The organism is Microbacterium thalassium, from assembly GCF_014208045.1.
GTDB lineage: Bacteria > Actinomycetota > Actinomycetes > Actinomycetales > Microbacteriaceae > Microbacterium > Microbacterium thalassium.
Map to the genome: position 1 here is coordinate 1,306,605 of NZ_JACHML010000001.1, position 19,242 is coordinate 1,325,846.

Annotated in this window: 11 protein-coding genes; 2 read left to right on the forward strand and 9 right to left on the reverse strand. The window is 70.2% G+C overall.

The genetic code is table 11. The features are described from left to right. Positions 1-20 precede the first annotated feature (20 nt). The 8 genes from arfA to HD594_RS06110 form a co-directional block, all read right to left on the reverse strand. Entirely contained in the window at positions 21-1,544 is a 1,524-nt protein-coding gene (gene arfA, locus HD594_RS06075) for an arabinosylfuranosidase ArfA (protein WP_184750097.1), read from the reverse strand. Further along, positions 1,541-3,604, reverse strand: a complete 2,064-nt coding sequence (locus HD594_RS06080) for a beta-galactosidase (protein ID WP_184750098.1) — start codon at positions 3,602-3,604, stop codon at positions 1,541-1,543. Before HD594_RS06080 ends, arfA begins: the two co-directional genes overlap by 4 nt. A 42-nt stretch (positions 3,605-3,646) precedes the next feature. Continuing rightward, positions 3,647-4,303 carry a hypothetical protein gene (locus HD594_RS06085; protein WP_184750099.1) on the reverse strand — a complete coding sequence of 219 codons (657 nt, stop codon included), beginning with the start codon at positions 4,301-4,303 and terminating at the stop codon, positions 3,647-3,649. 8 nt (positions 4,304-4,311) lie between these two features. Beyond that, positions 4,312-5,238: a carbohydrate ABC transporter permease gene (locus HD594_RS06090; RefSeq protein ID WP_184750100.1), complete on the reverse strand. Its 927-nt coding sequence runs from the start codon at positions 5,236-5,238 to the stop codon at positions 4,312-4,314. Beyond that, positions 5,235-6,230: a carbohydrate ABC transporter permease gene (locus tag HD594_RS06095; protein WP_184750101.1), complete on the reverse strand. Its 996-nt coding sequence runs from the start codon at positions 6,228-6,230 to the stop codon at positions 5,235-5,237. The genes HD594_RS06090 and HD594_RS06095 overlap by 4 nt, the downstream gene beginning before the upstream one ends. A gap of 79 nt (positions 6,231-6,309) precedes the next feature. Further along, the gene (locus HD594_RS06100) at positions 6,310-7,602 is read right to left on the reverse strand and encodes an ABC transporter substrate-binding protein (RefSeq protein ID WP_184750102.1); all 1,293 of its coding nucleotides are present in this window, start codon (positions 7,600-7,602) and stop codon (positions 6,310-6,312) included. 250 nt (positions 7,603-7,852) lie between these two features. Next, complete coding sequence (locus tag HD594_RS06105; RefSeq protein WP_184750103.1) at positions 7,853-8,809, reverse strand: glycoside hydrolase family protein; 957 nt, start codon at positions 8,807-8,809, stop codon at positions 7,853-7,855. 2 nt (positions 8,810-8,811) lie between these two features. Then, positions 8,812-10,605, reverse strand: coding sequence for an ABC transporter ATP-binding protein (locus tag HD594_RS06110; RefSeq protein ID WP_184750104.1), 1,794 nt, complete (start codon positions 10,603-10,605; stop codon positions 8,812-8,814). A gap of 61 nt (positions 10,606-10,666) precedes the next feature. On the opposite strand from HD594_RS06110, the gene HD594_RS06115 reads away from it, so the two are divergent. Then, positions 10,667-11,341, forward strand: a complete 675-nt coding sequence (locus HD594_RS06115; protein WP_184750105.1) for a rhamnogalacturonan acetylesterase — start codon at positions 10,667-10,669, stop codon at positions 11,339-11,341. Here the strand turns inward: HD594_RS06115 and HD594_RS06120 are convergent. Beyond that, positions 11,334-12,332 (reverse strand): LacI family DNA-binding transcriptional regulator, encoded by a 999-nt coding sequence (locus HD594_RS06120; RefSeq protein ID WP_309297736.1) that lies wholly within the window; start codon positions 12,330-12,332, stop codon positions 11,334-11,336. The genes HD594_RS06115 and HD594_RS06120 overlap by 8 nt on opposite strands. Before the next feature lie 496 nt (positions 12,333-12,828). On the opposite strand from HD594_RS06120, the gene HD594_RS06125 reads away from it, so the two are divergent. Continuing rightward, on the forward strand, positions 12,829-19,170 hold the full coding sequence (locus tag HD594_RS06125) for a rhamnogalacturonan lyase family protein (RefSeq protein ID WP_338103829.1): 6,342 nt from the start codon (positions 12,829-12,831) through the stop codon (positions 19,168-19,170). The last annotated feature ends 72 nt before the right edge of the window (positions 19,171-19,242 follow it).

Below are 19,242 nucleotides of genomic sequence, written 5' to 3' on the forward strand. Positions count from 1 at the left end.
TCGTGGGTCCCGGCGCATCATCAGGCCAGCCGGATCGCGGCCCAGCTCACGGGCGGGAGGGTGGCGACGAGCGCAGCGTCCTTGATGCGCACGTCGGTCAGGGGGCGGATGCCGACACGGTCGGGCTCCGCGAGGGTGTTCGCCGCGTACCTGTCGTCCTCGTGCAGCACGTGCGACTCGACCACGGTGACGTCGCGACCGAGCTCTCGCACGAGCGCCGAGAGGTCGATCGAGAGATCCGCGGCATCCGTCGTCGAGCGGTTCACGACGAAGAGCGAGACACCGTCGGCATCCGTCGTCGCCACCGCGTTGACCTTCGCCACCTCGCCGAAACGCTCGCTCGTGAACGTGCCGGCGTCGACCGGGACGCGCACCGCCGTGTCGCCGGCGAGCCGCGACGTGATCGAGAACGGGAAGAAGGTCGTCTGCCGCCACGCGGGGCCGCCCGGTTCGGTCATGATCGGCGCGATGACGTTCACGAGTTGGGCGAGCGATGCCGAGCGCACACGGTCGGCGTGCTGCAGCAGCGTGATGAGCAGGTCGCCGAAGACCACGGCGTCCAGCGCGTGGTACTGATCCTCGAGCAGGCGCGGCGCGACCGGCCACCCCTTCTCCTCGGGCTTGTCGTTCTGCCCGCCGTCGTCGTCGAAGAGGTACCAGACGTTCCACTCGTCGAACGAGATCATGATCTGCTTGTCGCTCTTCTTCGTCGCGGCGACGGTGTCGGCGATCGCGACGACCGACTCGATGAACTTCTGCATGTCGACGCCCGAAGCCAGGAACTCCTGGGCGTTCCCGCCGCGCTCCTGGTAGTACGAGTGGCACGAGATGAAGTCGACGTCGTCGAAGGTGTGCTCCAGCACCGTGCGCTCCCACGAGCCGAACGTGGGCATGCCGCGGCCCGACGAGCCGCACACCACCAGCTCGACACCGGGGTCCAGCATCCGCATCGCCTTCGCCGTCCGCGAGGCGAGCTTGCCGTAGTCGTCGGCGTTGCGATGGCCGAGCTGCCACCAGCCGTCCATCTCGTTGCCGAGGCACCACATCGTCACCGCGAACGGATCCGGATGCCCGTTGGCGGCGCGCCGATCGGTCCACGCGGTCTGCGCCGACGCGTTGGCGTACTCGAGCAGATCGAGGGCCTCCGCCGTGCCGCGCGTGCCGAGGTTGACCGCCATCATCAGATCGCTGCCGACCTCGTCGAGCCACGCCGCGAACTCGTGCAGCCCGACCTCGTTGGTCTCGGTGGAGTGCCATGCGAGGTCCAGGCGTCGCGGGCGCTCGTCGACCGGGCCGATGCCGTCCTCCCACCGGTACCCCGAGACGAAGTTGCCGCCGGGGTAGCGGATGGTCGAGACGCCGAGCTCCTTCACGAGGTCGATGACGTCCTGGCGGAAGCCGTCGGGCCCCGCGGCCGGATGCCCCGGCTCGAAGATGCCGTCGTAGATGTGGCGGCCGAGGTGCTCGACGAACCCGCCGAAGATGCGGCGGTCGATGTCGGCGATGACATCGTGCGGGTCGAGGCGGGCGCGGGCTTCGGTCACCGGGCGGCTCCTTCGTCGGGCAGGGCGGGGGCCGGCCGGCCGACGCCGGCGCGCAGGGGAGCGAGCGCGAACAGCACGCCCTGGGGCTCCAGGTCGCGCGAGCCCACGGGCTCGCCGGTCTCGGCATCCGTCCCGTCGAGCGTGATGCGCGCCGGGACATCGCCGTGGTTGATGACCGTCACGAGGTCGCCGCGCCGGGCCGCTTCGACCCCGGCGGGGAGGCCGGCCAGCACGGGCTCCACGCCCGCGGCCGCGACGACGGCCGCCACGACGGCGGCGATGCCGTCGGCATCCGGCATCGTCGCGATGTACCAGGCCTCGCCGGCGCCGTGGCGGCGGCGGGTGAGCGCGGGGCGGCCGGCGGTGCGGCCCTGCGCGAACGTGGCGAGAACATCGGCCCCGCGGGCGTCGATGCCTTCGGCCACGAGCGTGCCGACGTGATCGGCGTCACCCAGGCGGAACGAGACGGTCGCGCGGGCGCCCTCGGCGCGCGCGCCCTGGGCGCCGACGCCGGTGCTGCCGGCGCCCGCTGCCGCGAGCGCCGAGAAGTCCTCGAAGCGGATGCCGAGCATCCCGCCCAGTTGCGTGGCGAATCCGCCGTCGCGGAACTGATCGTGCTCGTCGACGACGTCGGTGAAGGGGCCCGCGAGCAGGGTGCCCCCGGACTCGACGAACCGCGTGAGCGCAGCGGCGCCCGCATCGCGGAGCAGGTAGAGCGTCGGCGCGATCGCGAGGCGGTAGCGCTCGTCGACCTTCTCGGGCGGGACGATGTCGACCATGATGCCGAGGGCGTGGAGGGCGCCGTACCACTCGAGGCAGATCGCGTGGTAGTCGACCCGGGTCGGGTGGTCGCGCTCCTCGACGGCCCACCAGTTCTCCCAGTCGAACACGAGCGCCACGGGGGCGTCGTCGCCCGGTGCGGGCAGCTCGGGCAGCGCCGCGAGGCGGTCGCCGAGAGACGTCACGCTGCGCCAGATCGCCGTATCGGTTCCGGCGTGGGGAAGCATCGCGGAGTGGAACTTCTCGCTGCCCGCGCGGGACTGCCGCCACTGGAAGAACATGATGCCGTCGGCCCCGCGGCCGATCGCCTGGGCGGTCTCGGCGGCGAGGGCGCCGGAAGCCTTGCCGGCGTTGGCGGGGCGCCAGTTCACGGCATCCGTCGCCTGCTCCATGAGGATCCACGGGACTCCGCGCTTGAGCGAGCGCACGAGGTCGCGCTGGAACGCGGCGTCCCGGACACGGTGCGGGTCGGCCGGGTCGGGGTAGCAGTCGTCGGCGATGACGTCCATGAACGGCGCCCAGGCCGCGTAGTCGGCGGGCTTGAACGGACCCATGAAGTTCGTCGTGATGGGCTGGTCCGCGCCGGCGGCGACGAGGATCTCGCGCTCCATCAGGTAGCACTCCAGCAGCATGTCGCTCGTGAAGCGCCGGAAGTCGAGCATCGACGACGGGTTGTGGCTGTACGGCGCGAGGCGCGGGGGGAAGACCTCGTCGAAGCTCCCGTACCGCTGGGACCAGAAGCTCGTCCCCCACGCGTCGTTGAGGGCGTCGATCGTGGCGTACCTCTTCGCCAGCCAGATCCGGTAGGCGTCGCGGGCCGAGTCGGAGAAGTCCATCCACAGGTGGCATCCGTACTCGTTGCCGACGTGCCACATGACGACGGCCGGGTGGGAGGCGTACCGCTCCGCGATGCGACGGACGAGGTCGGCCGCGAGGCGCCGGTACGTCGGCGACGACGGCGCGAAGTGCTGCCGGCTTCCCGGCCAGTAGGTCGCGCCGCGCTCGTCGGCCGGGAGGACGTCGGGGTACGTCGCGCTCACCCACGGCGGCGGTGACGCGGTCGCCGTCGCCAGATTGACGCGGATGCCGCCGGCGTGGAGCTTGTCGATGACGGTGTCGAGCCACGCGAAGTCCCACACGTCCTCGGCCGGCTGGATGCGCGACCACGAGAAGATGCCGAGGCTGACGATGTTCACGCCCGCCTCCTGCATGAGGCGCACGTCGTCGTCCCACACGTCCTCCGACCACTGGTCGGGGTTGTAGTCGGCGCCGTACAGCACAGAGTCCTCCTGGGGATTCGGGGTCGCGGTCGAGGGGCGGTGTCAGTGGGCGGCGCGACGGCGCGGTCTGACGGGGATCGCGACGACCGCCAGCGCGGCGCATCCGATGGCCGGGATGACCAGCGGCAGCAGGGCCCACGTCAGCACGCCGACGAACACGGCGGCGGCGACGAGATACAGCGCGCCGAGCAGATCCGCCCCGATGGACGCGGGCAGGGCGCGGACCGCTCCGCGCCAGCCGAGCTCGGGCGACCACAGGCCGGCGAGGCCGAAGATCGCGGCGCCGACCGCGGCCAGTCCCGCCCAGCCGATCACCTCGATGGCGGCACCCCCGGGGAGGGCGCCGGAGCGGGCGAGGAGGATGTCGAAGGCCAGGATCGCAGCCAGCGCGCTCGCCCCGAAGCCGACCAGGACGCCGCCCGCGAGGCCCCGCCGGACGTCGAGCCAGAACTCCGACAGCGGCGATCCCTCGGCGATCACGTAGCGGCGCAGGTGGCGGATGCCGGCGGCGAGCGCGATCGGGAGCGTCACGATCGGCAGGCTCACGAGCGTGATGAGCATGCCCGCCATCAGCACCTCGCCGAACAGCGCGAGCTTGGCCGCGGCGCCCGGGAAGCGCGCGGGCTCCCGCTCGTCGAGCGTGGGGCCGGAGCCGTCGCGGTCGGCGCGGCGTGCCGCGCGCAGCTGCTTGCGATCCATCATGACTCCTAGCCCTTCAGGCCCTGCGTGGCGACGCCGTCGACGAGGAACCGCTGGAACACGAGGAAGAACAGCAGCACGGGCAGCAGCGCGACGAAGCTGGCGGTGACCGTCGCGCCGTAGTCGCTGGTGCTGGTCTGGTCGTTGTAGAGGCGCAGCGCGATCGGCAGCGGGTAGTTCTCGGGACTGGTGAGGTACAGCAGGGGCCCCAGGAAGTCGTTCCACGACCAGATGAAGGTGAAGATCGCGCACGTGATGAGCGCGGGCTTGATCAGCGGGATGATGATCGCCCAGAAGATCCGGAGGTGGCCGGCGCCGTCGATGCGGGCCGCCTCGTCCATGTCGCGCGGCATCTGCCGCATGAACTGGACGAGCAGGAACACGAAGAAGGCCTCGGTGGCGAGGAACTTCGGCAGGATCAGCGGCCAGAACGTGTCGACCATGCCCAGCGTGTTGAACCACAGGTACTGCGGGATGATCACGACGTGGAACGGCAGCAGCAGCGTGCCGATCATGGCGGCGAAGAAGACGCCGAGGCCCTTGAACTGGATGCGTGCGAACGCGTACGCGGCGAGAGCCGACGAGAACACGGTGCCGACGACGGCCGCGACGGCCAGGACGATCGAGTTCCAGAAGAACTGCGCCATCGGCACGCCGGCGATGCCCTCGGTGACCTTGATGTAGTTGTCGAACGTCGGGTTCAGCGGGATCAGGCCGGTGTTCTGGCCGAACTCGCTGTTCGGCTTGAACGTCGAGAAGAACAGCCAGATCATCGGGTACAGCACGATCGCGGTGAGCGCGAGCAGCACGACGAACCAGATGATCGTCTGCCAGGTCTTGCGCTTGATCTTGCGGCGCGGCGCCGGGCTCTTGTCCATGAGCTGGTTCTGGAGGGTGGTCGCGGCCGACCGCCCGTACGTGGCTGAAGTGGTCATCGGTTGTCTCCCGAGTAGTGGACCCAGTTGCGCTGGGTGCGGAAGAGGATGAAGGCGATGATCGCGACGACGACGAGCAGCACCCACGCGATCGCGGCGGCGTAGCCCATCTGCCCGTCGGAGAATCCTCGCTTGTACAGGTAGAGGGTGATGAAGTTCGTCATGCCCGCCGGGCCGCCCGTGCCGCCGGAGATGATGTACGCGGAGGCGAAGACCTGGAAGGCTCCGATGAGGCCGAGCAGCAGGTTGAAGAAGATGACCGGCGACAGCATCGGCATGGTGACCGCGCGGAAGCGGTGCCACGGGCCGGCCCCGTCCATCTCGGCCGCCTCGTAGAGCTCCTTGGGGATCTGCTTGAGGCCGGCGAGGAAGATGACCATCGTGGCGCCGAACTGCCAGATGGCCAGGAGGATCATCGCGGGCAAGACCAGCGAGGGGTTTCCGATCCACCCGCCCAGGTCGATGCCGAAGAGGCTGAGGGAGTTGTCGACGGGCCCGTCGCTGGCGAACATCGCGCGCCACACGATCGCGACCGACACCGATCCGCCGATGAGCGAGGGCGCGTAGAACGCGGAGCGGAAGAATCCGGCGCCCTTGTCGCGGTAGTTCAGCAGCATCGCCACGACGAGGGCGGCGGCGAGGGTGATCGGGGTGCCGACCAGCACGTAGACGAGCGTGATCTGGGCGGACTGGATGAAGTTCGGGTCGTTGGTGAAGAGCCGGACGTAGTTGTCGAAGCCGACCCAGCGCGGCGGCTGGAAGATGTTGTACCGGGTGAACGACAGGTACAGCGAGTAGACCATCGGGATGATGGTGAGCCCGAAGAACCCGATCAGCCACGGCACCAGGAATCCGTACCCGGCGAGGGTCTCGCGCCGCTGCCGCCGCTTCTGACCCGGTCGGGCGAGCCCGCCTTCGGGGCGCTCGCGCCGCAGCAGACCGCGCCGCCGCTTGTCTCCGGTGACGATCACTCTCGTCGTTGTCGTGCTCACGGGATCTCCTGGTGTGGTGTGGGGGGAGTCTGGTGTCCGGGGGCCCGGCCGCGCATGGCGGCCGGACCCCCGGGAGACGTCACTGGTTCAGCACCACGTCCATCTCGGTGAAGAACTGGCTGACAGCATCCTCGACCGTGATGGTGCCGAAGCCGAGCTCCGTGCCCAGCACGCGGAACTTCTCCTCGAGCGTTCCGTAGCCGACGATCGGAACCGGCGGGGCGTCGCCCAGGCGGTCGGCGATCGAGGCCTCGTACTCCTTGACCTGCTCGCTGAGCGGGTCGAGCTCGGCCGCGGCGAGAGCGGTCGACGACGCGGGCAGGCCGCGGTTGGTGCCGAAGATCTCGCCCGACGCGTCCGAGTTGATCAGGAAGTTCACGAGCGTGGCCGCGGCCTCGGGGTGCTCGGTGTTCGCCGCGATCGTGTGCAGCATCGAGGGCTTCAGGTAGAGGTCCTGCGTGCCTTCGACCGTCACCGGGGGAGCGATGATGTTCAGCTCGGGGTAGCCCTCGCCGAGGTTGGCGAGGTAGCCGGCGCCGAAGTTGTCCCACGTGAGCTCGCTCGCCGAGACCGCCGAGTCGAACGGGCCGAGCGGCGCGAGCTCCTCAGCCGTCTGCTGCGGCGTGGTGATGCCGTCGCGCAGGGGTGCGCCTTCCTCCCAGAACTCGGTCAGGCGCGCCTCGTCGAAGCCCGGCTCGCCCTCGTCGCTGAACAGGTAGGAGCCCTCGGAGCGCAGCTGCACCTCGAAGTTCTGGATGCGGCCGGTGTAGTCGGCGCCGCCGTACACGTCGCCGCCGCCGGCGTCGGTCACCTCGGCCATCCAGTCGGAGTAGTCGTCCCACGACCCGCCGGCGAAGTCGTCGACGCCGACCTCGTCGAGCAGGGTCGGGTTGGTGAACAGCGCCCAGGCGTTCGTCGACGTCGGGATGCCGTAGGTCGTCCCTCCGACGACGCCGATCGACAGGATGTTGTCGCTCAGCGGCTCGGTCTCGATGATGCCGCCGAGGAACGGGTCGAGGTCGAGGAGGAGGCCGTTCTCGGAGTACTGACGCATGTACGAGTAGTCGAACTGCATCACGTCGGGCAGGTTGCCGCCCGCGGCCTCGGTCTGGCGCTTCTCCCAGAACTCGGGGAAGCCGAGGAAGGTCGAGTTCACCGTGATGTTCGGGTACTCCTCCTCGAACGCCGCGATGACCTCGTTGTAGAGCTCGGCGCGGACGTCGTTGCCCCAGAACGCGAGGTCGAGGGTGACCTCTTCGTTCGGGTCGAGCGTGTCCGAAGCCTCGGTGCCGCCGCCGGCGCAGCCGGCGAGCGCGAGTGCCGCGCCGGTGGCGATGGCGACGCCTGCGAAGGCCCGCTTCTTGCTGAACATCCTTGTCCTCTCTTGAACGTCTTCGTCCGATTCTCCGCGAGACGTTCCTTGTCCGTTGGTGCGGTGTGTGCGCGTCCCGTGGTGCGTGCAGTGTCCGGATGGAGAATGCGACGGAAAGCGCTTGCCCGCTACGGTACTGGGCTCAAAAACGTTTCGCAAGGGGTTTCGCAGAGAAATTCAAACGATTCAGTCACGGAACGGTCACGATCGACACCGGCCCCGGCGGCGATCGTGCGGCAGTCCTGGCGGGTCAGCGCTCGCACACGAGGCGGCCGCGCTCGACGCGCAGTCGGGCCACGTGCACGGCGCTGCGGCGCTCGGCCGCGGCATCCGCCTGCTCGATCTCGGTGCCGTCCCACCACGGATGCGTGAAGTAGTACAGGAGCGCCGCGTCGCCGGTCACGACGACCGACCCGTGACGGCCCACCTGGACGCCCTCGTCCGGGGAGCCCGATTCTCCGAGGATCACCGTGTCTTCGTCGCCCTGGCGCTCCCACGAGACGGCGTCCGGGGAGCGGTGCACCGCCATGCCGCGCCACTCATCGGTCAGCATCCACCAGAACCCGCCGAGGGCGAACGCGAACGGACCCTCGTGGGGCCGCCCGCCGATCGCGACGCCGGCCGGGGACCAGTCCGACAGATCGCGGGAGACCGCCGCCTTCGTCACCGAGCCGGCCGCCTCGTCCTTGTACCAGAGCCGCCACAGGCCGTCCGGGCACCGCGTGACGGCGGCGTCGATCACGAGGTCGCTGTCGAGGGCGAGCGGGCCGCGGCGCGTCCAGGTCGCGAGGTCGTCCGAGACGTACTCCACGATCCTGCGCTCGTGGCCCGCCCACTGCGTCGGGACGCCCGCGATCTCGGTCAGGTACATGCGCCAGCGCGTGCCGTCGTGGATGATCTCCGGCGCCCAGTGGGTGACGTCGACCGCGTCCGGCGGGCCGTCCCCGCGCAGCGCCAGCCCGGCCGCGGCCGGCTCGAGGGTGCCGACGTAGCTCCAGTCGACGCCGTCCGCGCCGCGCGCGACGCCCACGCGACTGCCGTGCACCCACGCGACGCCGGGGCCGGGGTCGGGGTGGGCCGCCCGTCGCTGCGTGTAGAACATCCACCATCCGCCGGCGTCGTCGCGCACGACGGTCGGGTCGGTCGCGCCGTCGTAGACCGGGTCGCGGAAGATCTCGCCGGGGGCGGGCGCGTCGGGGTCGATCATGGTCATCCCGTCTCGGACGGCCGGGCGACCCCGGCCTGGGTGGCGTGGAGGTGGGCGTACCGGCCGCCGCGCTCGATGAGATCCTCGTGCGAGCCCTGCTCGACGATGCTCCCGTGCTCGAGCACGACGATGCGGTCGGCCCGCCGGATGGTCGACAGCCGGTGGGCGACGACGAGCGTCGTCCGGCCCCGCATGAGGCGGTCGAGGGCCTGCTTCACGAGCTCCTCGGATTCGGGATCCAGGGCGCTCGTCGCCTCGTCGAGGAGCAGGATGCGCGGATCGCGCACGAGGGCCCGCGCGATGGCGAGCCGCTGCCGCTGGCCGCCCGACAGCCGCGCCCCGCGCTCGCCGACCACCGTGTCCCAGCCGTCGCCCTGCGCATCGACGAACTCGGCCGCGTTCGCGTCGCGCAGGGCACGGCGAAGCTCCTCGTCGTCTGCGTGGTCGAGACCGTAGGCGATGTTCTCGCGGATGGTCCCCTCGAACAGCACCGACTCCTGCGGAACGACCGACACGTATCGGCGCGCCGAGCGCAGGTCGAGCTCCTGCATGTCGACGCCGTCGAGCAGGATGCGGCCCGACGTGGGGCGGACGAAGCCGAGCACGAGGTTGAGCATCGTGGACTTGCCCGACCCCGACGATCCGACGAAGGCGACGGTCTCACCGGGCGTGATGTCGAGGGTGACGTCGCGGACGGCGTCCCGCTCGGCGTCGGCGTAGCGATGCGACACGTGCTCGAGCTCGAGGTGCCCGATGACGCGGGCGACCTCGGCCTTGCCCTCGTTCTGCTCGAGGTCGGGCTCCTGCAGCACCTCCGAGATCGAGCGCATCGACTCCAGCCCGCGGGCTCCGACCGGGATGAGCATGAGCAGCTGGGTCAGCCCCTGCGTCAGCAGCGCGAAGTACGTCGACAGCAGCACGACCTCGCCCGGCGTGATGGGCAGGATGCCGGTGAGCGAGAAGATCGCGGCGAGCACGAGGCATCCGAGCCCCAGCAGCTGCATGGCGACCCACGAGATCGACGCGACGTGGCCGTTGAGCATGTCCAGGTGCAGGCCGGCGCGGCGCACGCCGTCGGCCCCCGTCGCGACGCGCGAGACCGCGGTCTGCTCGAGACCGTGGGCGCGTGTGACCGGGATGAGCGAGGCCATCTCGCCCACGCGCGCGGCGAATCCCTCGACCTCGCGCCGGAACACCTCGTTGCGCATGCGCGAACGGCGGCTGAGCGCCCACCGCAGGCCGAGTGCGATCGGGACGGCCAGGGCGTAGACGGGCAGGAACTCCGGGACCGCGATCGCCGTCATCGCGATCGCGCCGCCCAGCACCATCGCGGACGACAGCAGCGGGTGGGTGACCTGCTGCAGCATCAGCTCGACGTTCTCGACGTCGCGCACGACCTTGGTCTGGACGATCGACGAGCTCACCCGGGTGTGATAGCCGATCGACAGGCTCTGCAGGCGCGCGGCGAGGGCGTTGCGGAGGTCCGCGCCGGTATCGCGCACGACCGTCATGAAGCTGCGCGTGTACACCAGGTGCATCGGGTAGTTCTGCAGCAGGAGCACGGCGGCGACGGCGAACCAGATGAGGACCGTCGTCGGATCGCCGCCGGTGGCGACGATGTCGATGATCTCGGCCGTCACGACGGGGAGGAACCACAGCGGGATCTCCTTCACCGCGAAGGCGAGCACCGCGAGCGTCATGCGGCCCGGGCGCCGGGCGAGCAGGCGCAGCACCGACCGAACGGGGCGGGGCTCCTGCGCGATGCGGATCGTGCCGGTAAACGCTTTCTGGTGCATGATGAACATCGTATGGCCGCTGTCAACGGGTCCGGGCCGACGGCGGCCGGGAGAGGAAGCGATGACGTACCACTTGGCCGGCGACTCCACCGTCGCCCCGCCGACCGAGGCCGAGCTGCCGATGACCGGGTGGGGCTCGTACCTCGAGCCCTGGGTCGACGAACCCGTGCGCAATCTCGCCTTCGGCGGAGCGACGACGGAGTCGTTCATCCGGAGCGGATGCTGGGACGAGCTCATGGCGGGCGTGCGGGCCGGCGACACCGTGATCATCCAGTTCGGGCACAACGATCAGAAGGAGCCCGACCTGCTCGCTTCGCGGGGCGGCTACACTGAGCGGCTGCGAACGTTCGTCGAGCAGGTGGCCGGGCTCGGTGCGCGGGCCGTACTGTGCACCTCGTGCGAGCGGCGGTGGTTCGAGGGCGGGCGGATCACGCCGACCCACGGGGACTACCCGAACGCGGTCCGCGACCTCGCGCACGACCTCGATGTTCCGCTCATCGACCTCACGGTCTTCACGACGTGGCTCTACGAAGACCTCGGTCCCGAGGCGTCGCGCGAGCTGCTCAGCCACTTCGCGCCGGGGGAGCATCCGGTGTGGCCCGACGGGCTCGCCGACGACACGCACTTCCACGAGCGCGGAGCGCGCCGCATCGCGGCGTTCGTGGCGCGGTCGCTGCGAGCGATCGAGCGCCGCGACGGCGATGCCCCGTCGAAGGGCTCGCTCCTGGTCAGCTGAGCCCGGCGTCGCCGACGGTCGAGGCCCGCACGACCAGTTCGGGCTGGTAGACGATGTCGCGGCGCTCGTCCGCCGCGTCGCCGGCGAGGTGCGCCAGCAGCAGATCGGCGGCCGCCCGGCCCATCTCGCGGGCGGGCTGGCGCACCGACGTCAGGGGCACCGCGGCGACGGCCGCGAACTCGATGTCGTCGTAGCCGACGACGGCGACGTCCTCGGGGACGCGCACCCCCTCGGAGACGAGGCCGTGGAGGAGTCCGATCGCCAGGTGGTCGTTGGCGGCGAGGATGCCGTCGGGCCGCTCGTCGGGCGGCCGCTGCGCGAGCCAGGTGCCGAAGGCCCGCCCCGCCTGCGTGGACGTGTGCGTGTCCCAGACGGGCTCGATCGTCGCGCCGGGGTGGCTCGCCACGGCGGATCGCGCGCCCGCGAGACGCTCCCGGATCTGGCGCACCTCGTCCCGGGCGCCCACGAAGGCGAGGCGCCGTCGGCCCAGCTGCAGCAGGTGCTCGGCGGCCATGCGCCCGCCGGCGACGTCGTCCAGCGACACCGAGGGCAGCACTCCGGCGTCGTCGCTGTAGTCCACGAGCACGACGGGGATGCCTCGCCGGCGGAGCCGATCCAGCCACGGGCCGGTGTCGCCGAAGGGGCTCACCAGCGCTCCCTCGACCTGCACCCGCTCGAACAGCTCGAGGTGGTCGCGCTCCTTGGCGATGTCGTCGCTGCTGTTGCCGACGAGGACGCGCAGCCCTGCCGCGGATGCGGCGTCCTCGGCGCCGGCGACGAGTTCTGCGAAGAACGGGTTGGTGATGTTGATGACGGTCATCCCGAGCAGCCCGCTGCGTCCGGCGCGCAGCTGCTGAGCCGCCTGGAGCGGAACATAGCCGAGCTGATCGGCGGCCGAGCGGACGCGCTCGACAAGGGTTTCACTGACGAGGTGCGGCCGGTTCAGCGCGTTCGACACGGTGCTGATGGAGACGCCCGCGCGGGCGGCCACGTCACGGATCCCCACCCGCCGCATCGCGCTCACCTCGTCCAGCCTGCTTCGCCTCCCCGCCGAGGCATGACTCCATCGTAGAGCGGGCGCGGTCACCGCCTGGCGGCGACGCGGACAGATGGCCGGCGGCCCGGGCCGCCGCCCCGCACTGCTGCGGGGTGCGCGCCTGCGGGGAGGTCCGTAGTCACCCCGCGACGCGCTCAGAAACGTTTCGCGGCTGACGTTAGGGCAGGCGTCCGGCGTCCCGCAAGCCCTGCGGCGATTTCGGGAATCGTTTCTGGAAAGCCCTTGCCAAGCGTTCCGGAACCGTGCGAGACTGCTCCGCATTCAGGACGGAATACGCTTTCCGCTCTGGGTCCGTCACCGCCGGGACGCCCGGCCGCAACTGAACAAACGACAGGGCTCGAGTTCGTACGCGCCCGGTTCACCGCGAGAGGATGTCGCGCCGCAGCGCCATCCGTTCGCTCCTTTGCCGATGCAGACACAAGGAGGAACCGTGCCCCATCCGTCCGAGCGGTCAGATGCCGCCAGACACGAGCAGACCAGCTACGCGCCACCCCCATCCCGCGCCCGTCGCGGGCGGCGCATCACCGCGGCCGCGACGAGCGCCGCCGTGGTGGGGGCCCTGCTCGCCGTCGCCCCCGGGGGAGCGGCAGCCGGCATCGAGCCGAACGAGGACGGGGTCTACCGGTTCGACTTCGGCACCGGGTCGAGCGCGGTGGCCGACGGGTGGACCGAGGTCGCGCCCGACACCGCCTACGACGCGACGGCCGGCTTCGGGATCGTCCCCGCGGAGGGCGTCTCGCTCACCTCGCGCGACCGCACCGGCAGCACGGACCCGGCCGACCCCATGGCCAACGACTGGGTCGGCGGCGGGACGTGGGAGTTCCTCGTCGACCTCCCCGACGGCGAGTACGACGTCGCGATCACGTCGGGCGACCAGCTCGCGGGCACCAGCACGGTCAACACGACCGTGACGCTCGAAGGCGAGGAGGCCGGGCGCGTCTCCGCCCGCCAGGCCGCGGTCACCGAGACCTTCCGCACGACCGTCGAGGACGGTCAGCTCACGGCGGGATTCTCGGGCAGCGGCATCGCGGGACTCGTGAACGGGATCGAGATCTCCCCGGTCGTGCCCGCCGTCCCCGCGGACGTCGTCATCACGCGGGTCGCGTACGACGTCGTGGAGCTCGGCTGGACGGCCTCCGACGGCGCGGAGTCCTACACGATCGAGCGGGCCGACGTCGACGGCGCCGGCACGCCGGGCGCCTTCAGCGAACTCGCGAACGGCGTCACCGAGACGACGTACGCCGACGAGTCCGTGAGCGTCGGCGGCTCCTACGCCTACCGCGTGGTCGGCGTCAGCGCGTACGAGGTCGTGTCCGACCCGTCCGCAGAGGTCGCCAGCGGTGAGATCCCCGAACTCGAGGCGCCCGGCGCGGCGTCCGACCTCGCGGTCGCCTTGGTCACGACCGACACCGTCGTCCTCACGTGGTCGGCGGTCGCCAATGCCGAGTCGTACCTCGTGGAGCGCGCAGCGGGCGGCACCGAGGAGTTCGCCGAACTCGCGACGGTCGACGTACCCGGATACACCGACACCGGCGTCGACACCGAGGCGGCCTACTCCTACCGCGTGACCGTGGGCAACGCGGCCGGCACGTCGCCGCCGACGATCGTCGACTCCCCGGTCTACATCGCACCCGAACCGCTGCCGGAGGGCGACGTCGTGACGTTCGACTTCGGCCCGGGCGAGGTCTCGGACGGCGCCCTTCCGGTCACGAGTGCGACGACCTACGACGATGAGTGGGGCTACGGCTTCACGACGGCGCCGGATGCCGAGACCGCGGACATCGACCGCGCCACCGACGACGCCCTGCGCAGCGACTTCGTCGCCGTCGACGGCGCCGTCTTCGAGGTCGACCTCGGTGACGGCGACTACGCGGTGCAGCTGATCGCGGGCGACGAAGACTCCGACAGCGTGCTCACCATCACGACCGAGTCGATCCAGAAGGTGCAGGAGAACCCGCAGCTCGCCGGCGACTACCTCGAGATGGCGTTCACCATCGCCCTCGTCGACGGCATCCTCACACTCCAGCTGGGCGGAGGCGAGACCGCGGTCCTCAATGCGCTGACGATCACGCGCCTGCCCGATCGTCTGGCCGGAGCCATCACGACCGCGTACATCTCGGGCGACTCCACGGTGCAGACGTACGATCCGATCGCCTACGCGCCGCAGGCCGGCTGGGGGCAGATGATCGACCGCTTCTTCGTGGACGACATGGCATTCGCCAACCACGCCATCGGCGGCCGCTCGTCCAAGAACTTCATCACGCAGGGGCGTCTCGACGAGATCCTCCGCGCCATCCGCCCCGGCGACTACCACCTGATCCAGTTCGGCCACAACGACGCCACCCAGGGCGTCGACGACCGGTACGCCAGCCCCGAGGACTACAAGGAGTACCTGCGGGTGTATGTCGAGGGCACGCGCCAGCGCGGTGCGACCCCGATCCTGGTCACCCCGGTCTCGCGGCGCAGCTTCGACGCCGAGACGGGCATCTTCAACGTCAGCTTCCCTGACTACGTGGCGAAGATGACCGAGCTCGCCGTCGAGGAGGACGTGCTTCTGGTCGACCTGTCGGCCTCCAGCCGTGCCTACCTCGACGAGATCGGGCCCGAGGCGGCCAAGGCCGTGTTCCTCCACGTCGACCCGGGCATCTTCCCCAACCGCCCCTCCGGGACGGTGGACGACACGCACTTCCAGGAGTACGGCGCCATCCAGATGGCCCGCCTGATCGCGCAGGACGTCGCCGACCTGGACGATCCGCTGTCCGAGAAGGTCGTGGACGTCGAGCCGCCCGCCGAGGTGCCGGCCGCACCGCAGAACCTGGTCGCGGGCGCGATCAGCAACGGCGGCGCGACCCTGCAGTGGGACGCCTCCGCGACGGCGGACATCTACAAGATCTACCGTCGCGCCGTGTCGGAGCCCGACTCCGAGTTCGCCCTGGTGGGGAGCGTCACGCAGACGAGCTCCATCGTCCAGGGTCTCGAGGAGGGCGTCGAGTACGCGTACTACGTCGTGGCGGTCAACGGCCGCGGCGACTCCGAGCCGAGCGAGACGGTGACCTTCACCACGAAGGAGGCGCTGTACAAGTTCGACTTCCAGCTCACCGGCAACCCGCTCATGCCCGGCTACACCGAGGTGACGCCCGACATGGCCTACACCGAGGAGCGCGGCTACGGCTTCGAGACGGCACTCGCGTGGAACGCCGGACGTGACCGCGGTGACGCGGACGGCGCGGCGAACGACCTCGTGCGGGACTTCATGCTCCCCGGGGACTCGAGCACCTTCATCCTCGACGTGCCCAACGGCACCTACTCGGTGAAGACCTACTCGGGCGACTGGATCGGCACGACGCGCACCAGCTTCCGCGTCGAGGGGCGCGACGCGGGCACCGGCAACGCCGGTCGCGGCGGCGTCAACGAGACGCTGCGCGGTCCGTTCCTCGTCACCGACGGCCAGCTGAACGTCGAGGCCTACGGCAGCGCCGCGGGCACGCGGTTCAACGGTCTCGAGGTCACGCCGATCCTGCTCGGCCCCACCGGCTTCGCGCTGGCGGGCATCGACGCAGACCCCGCGGCGCCCACGGTGTCGCTGGAGTGGGACGACGAGCCGGGGCTCACCTGGAACGTCTACCGGCAGTCGCCGTTCGACCCGAAGCCCGTGCTCGTCGGCGTCGTGGGCGAGCCCGAGTTCGTGGACACGAGCGCCCGGGTCGGTCTCGACTACGTCTACCACGTCACCGCCGTCGACCAGACCGACCTGGAGTCGGTGCCGTCGGCGACCGTGGACGTGTCGTTCATCGACGAGACCGTCGACGTCCCCGCCGCACCCGCCGGCCTCTCGGTGGAGCGGATCGAGAAGCGCGAGGTGGAGATCGGCTGGGCCGCCCCCGTCGATGCGCTCTATCACCTCGTCTTCCGCTCGACCATCGAAGGGGAGCAGGGAGACCTGGTCGGAGTGGCCGACACCAACCGGTACACCGACGCCGACGAGGTTCTCACGACGATCCCGTACTACTACACGGTGATCGCGGTGAATGCCGGCGGCGCAGGGGCGGCGTCGGAGCAGCTCGCGACCGAGGCGGTCACGGTGCTGCAGCGCCAGGTCGAGTACCTGGATCGCGCTCCGATGGCGGTGCAGGCCGACGAGGGCGTCCTGGTGACGTGGCGACTGCTCGGGACCGATCCGGCATCCGTCTCGTTCCACGTCTACCGCGACGGGAAGCAGATCACGGACGAGCCGATCACCGACTCGACGAACCTGCTCGACGCGGACGGCACGGCGGACTCCACCTACTTCGTCACGAAGGTGCTGAACGATGTGGAGACCACCGAGACCGACGAGTTCGGCGTCCAGACCGGCGATCACCTGTCGGTGCCGCTGCAGAAGCCGGCGGACTCGTACACCAAGGACGGCCAGCCCTACACCTACTCGGCCAACGACGTCAGCGTCGGCGACGTGGACGGCGACGGGCAGTACGAGTACTTCGTCAAGTGGTATCCCTCCAACGCGAAGGACAACTCGCAGGCCGGCTACACCGGCAACGTCTACCTGGACGCGTACCGTCTCGACGGGACGCGGCTGTGGCGGATCGACCTCGGCGTCAACGTCCGTGCGGGCGCCCACTACACCCACTTCATGGTCTACGACTTCGACGGGAACGGCGGAGCCGAGATGATCGTGAAGACCGGTGACGGGACGATCGACGGCGTCGGCCAGCCGATCGGCAACGCCAGCGCCGACTACCGCAACAGCTCGGGCTACGTGCTGAGCGGGCCGGAGTACCTGACGGTGTTCGACGGGCAGACGGGTGCGGCGATCGACACGATCGACTACACGCCCGAGCGCGGTGACGTCGGAGCGTGGGGAGACGGCTACGGCAACCGCGTCGACCGGTTCCTCGCGGGCGTCGCCTATCTCGACGGCGAGAAGCCGAGCGCGCTGTTCAGCCGCGGGTACTACACCCGCTCGGTGATGGCGGCGTACGACTTCGACGGCGAGAAGCTCATCGAACGGTGGGTGATCGACTCGAACGACGAGGGTTCGTACGGCTTCTACGGCCAGGGCAACCACTCGCTCGCGGTCGCGGACGTCGACGCCGACGGCAAGGACGAGGTGCTCTTCGGATCGGCCACGGTCGACGACAACGGCGAGCTGCTCTACTCGACGGGTCTCGGACACGGCGATGCGCAGCACACCAGCGACCTCGACCCGAGCCGCCCCGGCTTCGAGACGTTCTCGGCCCACGAGGACATGGCCTCCGCCGGGAACCGCGGAGGGACGATGCGCGATTCGCGGACCGGTGAGATCCTGTGGTCGGTTCCGGCGACGGTCGACACGGGCCGTGCCGCCTCCGGCGACATCGACCCGCGCTACGCCGGTGCCGAGAGCTGGGCCATCGGCGGCGACGCCTCGTGGAACAGCCGGGTGGGCTACCTGATGGCAGCCGATGGGACGCAGATCGCCGACACGATCCCCGCGGCGAACTTCATGGCCTGGTTCGACGGCGATCCGCTGCGCGAGATCGTGGACCACCACTTCTATCAGGAGCCCTACTGGGGCTATCCGACGATCTCCAAGTGGAACTGGGAGACCGAGGAGGAAGAGGTCATCTTCTCCGACGAGGGGGCGCGCTCGAACAACGGCACCAAGGGCACGCCCAACGTGCAGGCGGATCTGTTCGGAGACTGGCGCGAAGAGATCGCGTGGCGCTCGGCCGACTCGAGCGAGCTGCGCATCTACTCCACCACCGACGAGACCGAGCTACGCATCCCGACCCTGATGCACGACACGATGTACCGCACGGCGGTCGCGTGGCAGAACACCGGCTACAACCAGCCGCCGTGGCCGAGCTTCTTCATCGGCGACGGCATGGAGCAGCCGCCGCTGCCCTCGGTCGCGGTCACGGGATCGCCGACGGGCGGTTCGGACGACACCGCGCCGGTGCTGTCGGGGCTTCCCGCCAGCGGGTCGCTGCTGCCGGATTCGGGTTCGCTCACGGTCGACGTGTCGGCCGAGGATCCGGAGTCGGGAGTGCGCAACCTCGACATCGCGTTCGACGGCGCGGCGGTCGCGAACGGCGACGTGATCGACCTCGACGGCCTCGTCGGAGCGCACACCCTGACGGTGCGCGCGGTCAACCACGACGGCCTGGTCGCCACCGAGTCGGCTCAGGTGCTGGTGTTCTCCGACGAGGGCGCGACCGAGGCCCCGGGCCGCGGGGACCTCTCGTCGAACAGCGGGTGGGACGACGGTCTGCACGACGGCGAGTACACGATCTCGATGAACCTCTGGTGGGGTGTCAACGGGTCCGTCTTCCGCCTCTACGAGAACGGCGAGCTGATCTCGACGCAGCTGCTCGAGCCCCATTCGCCGGATGCGCAGATCACGACGGTCGACGTGTCGGGGAAGGAGAACGGCACGTACGTCTACACGGGTGAGCTGGTCAACGCGGCCGGCTCGACCGAGACGACGTCCACGACCGTCACGGTGAAGGACGCCGCCCCCGCAGTGCCCAAGCTGTCGCACGACAACCGTGACCGCGACGGCAACTACACCGTCTCGGCCGACCTGTGGTGGGGCACGAACGCGACGACGTACAAGCTGTACGAGAACGGGGTGCTGATCGATGAGCAGGAGCTCGTCGCCGCCACGCCCGGCGCGCAGCACGCGTCGACGTACATCGCGGGCAGGGACCCGGGCGCGTACACGTACGTCGCCGAGTTCTCCAACGCGGCCGGTGCCACCAGCTCGAAGGAGCTGACGGTCCGGGTGCGGTAGTCAGCGCGACGGCGAAGGCCCGGCATCCCGTCAGGGGTGCCGGGCCTTCCGTGCGCCGCCCGATCGGACTCG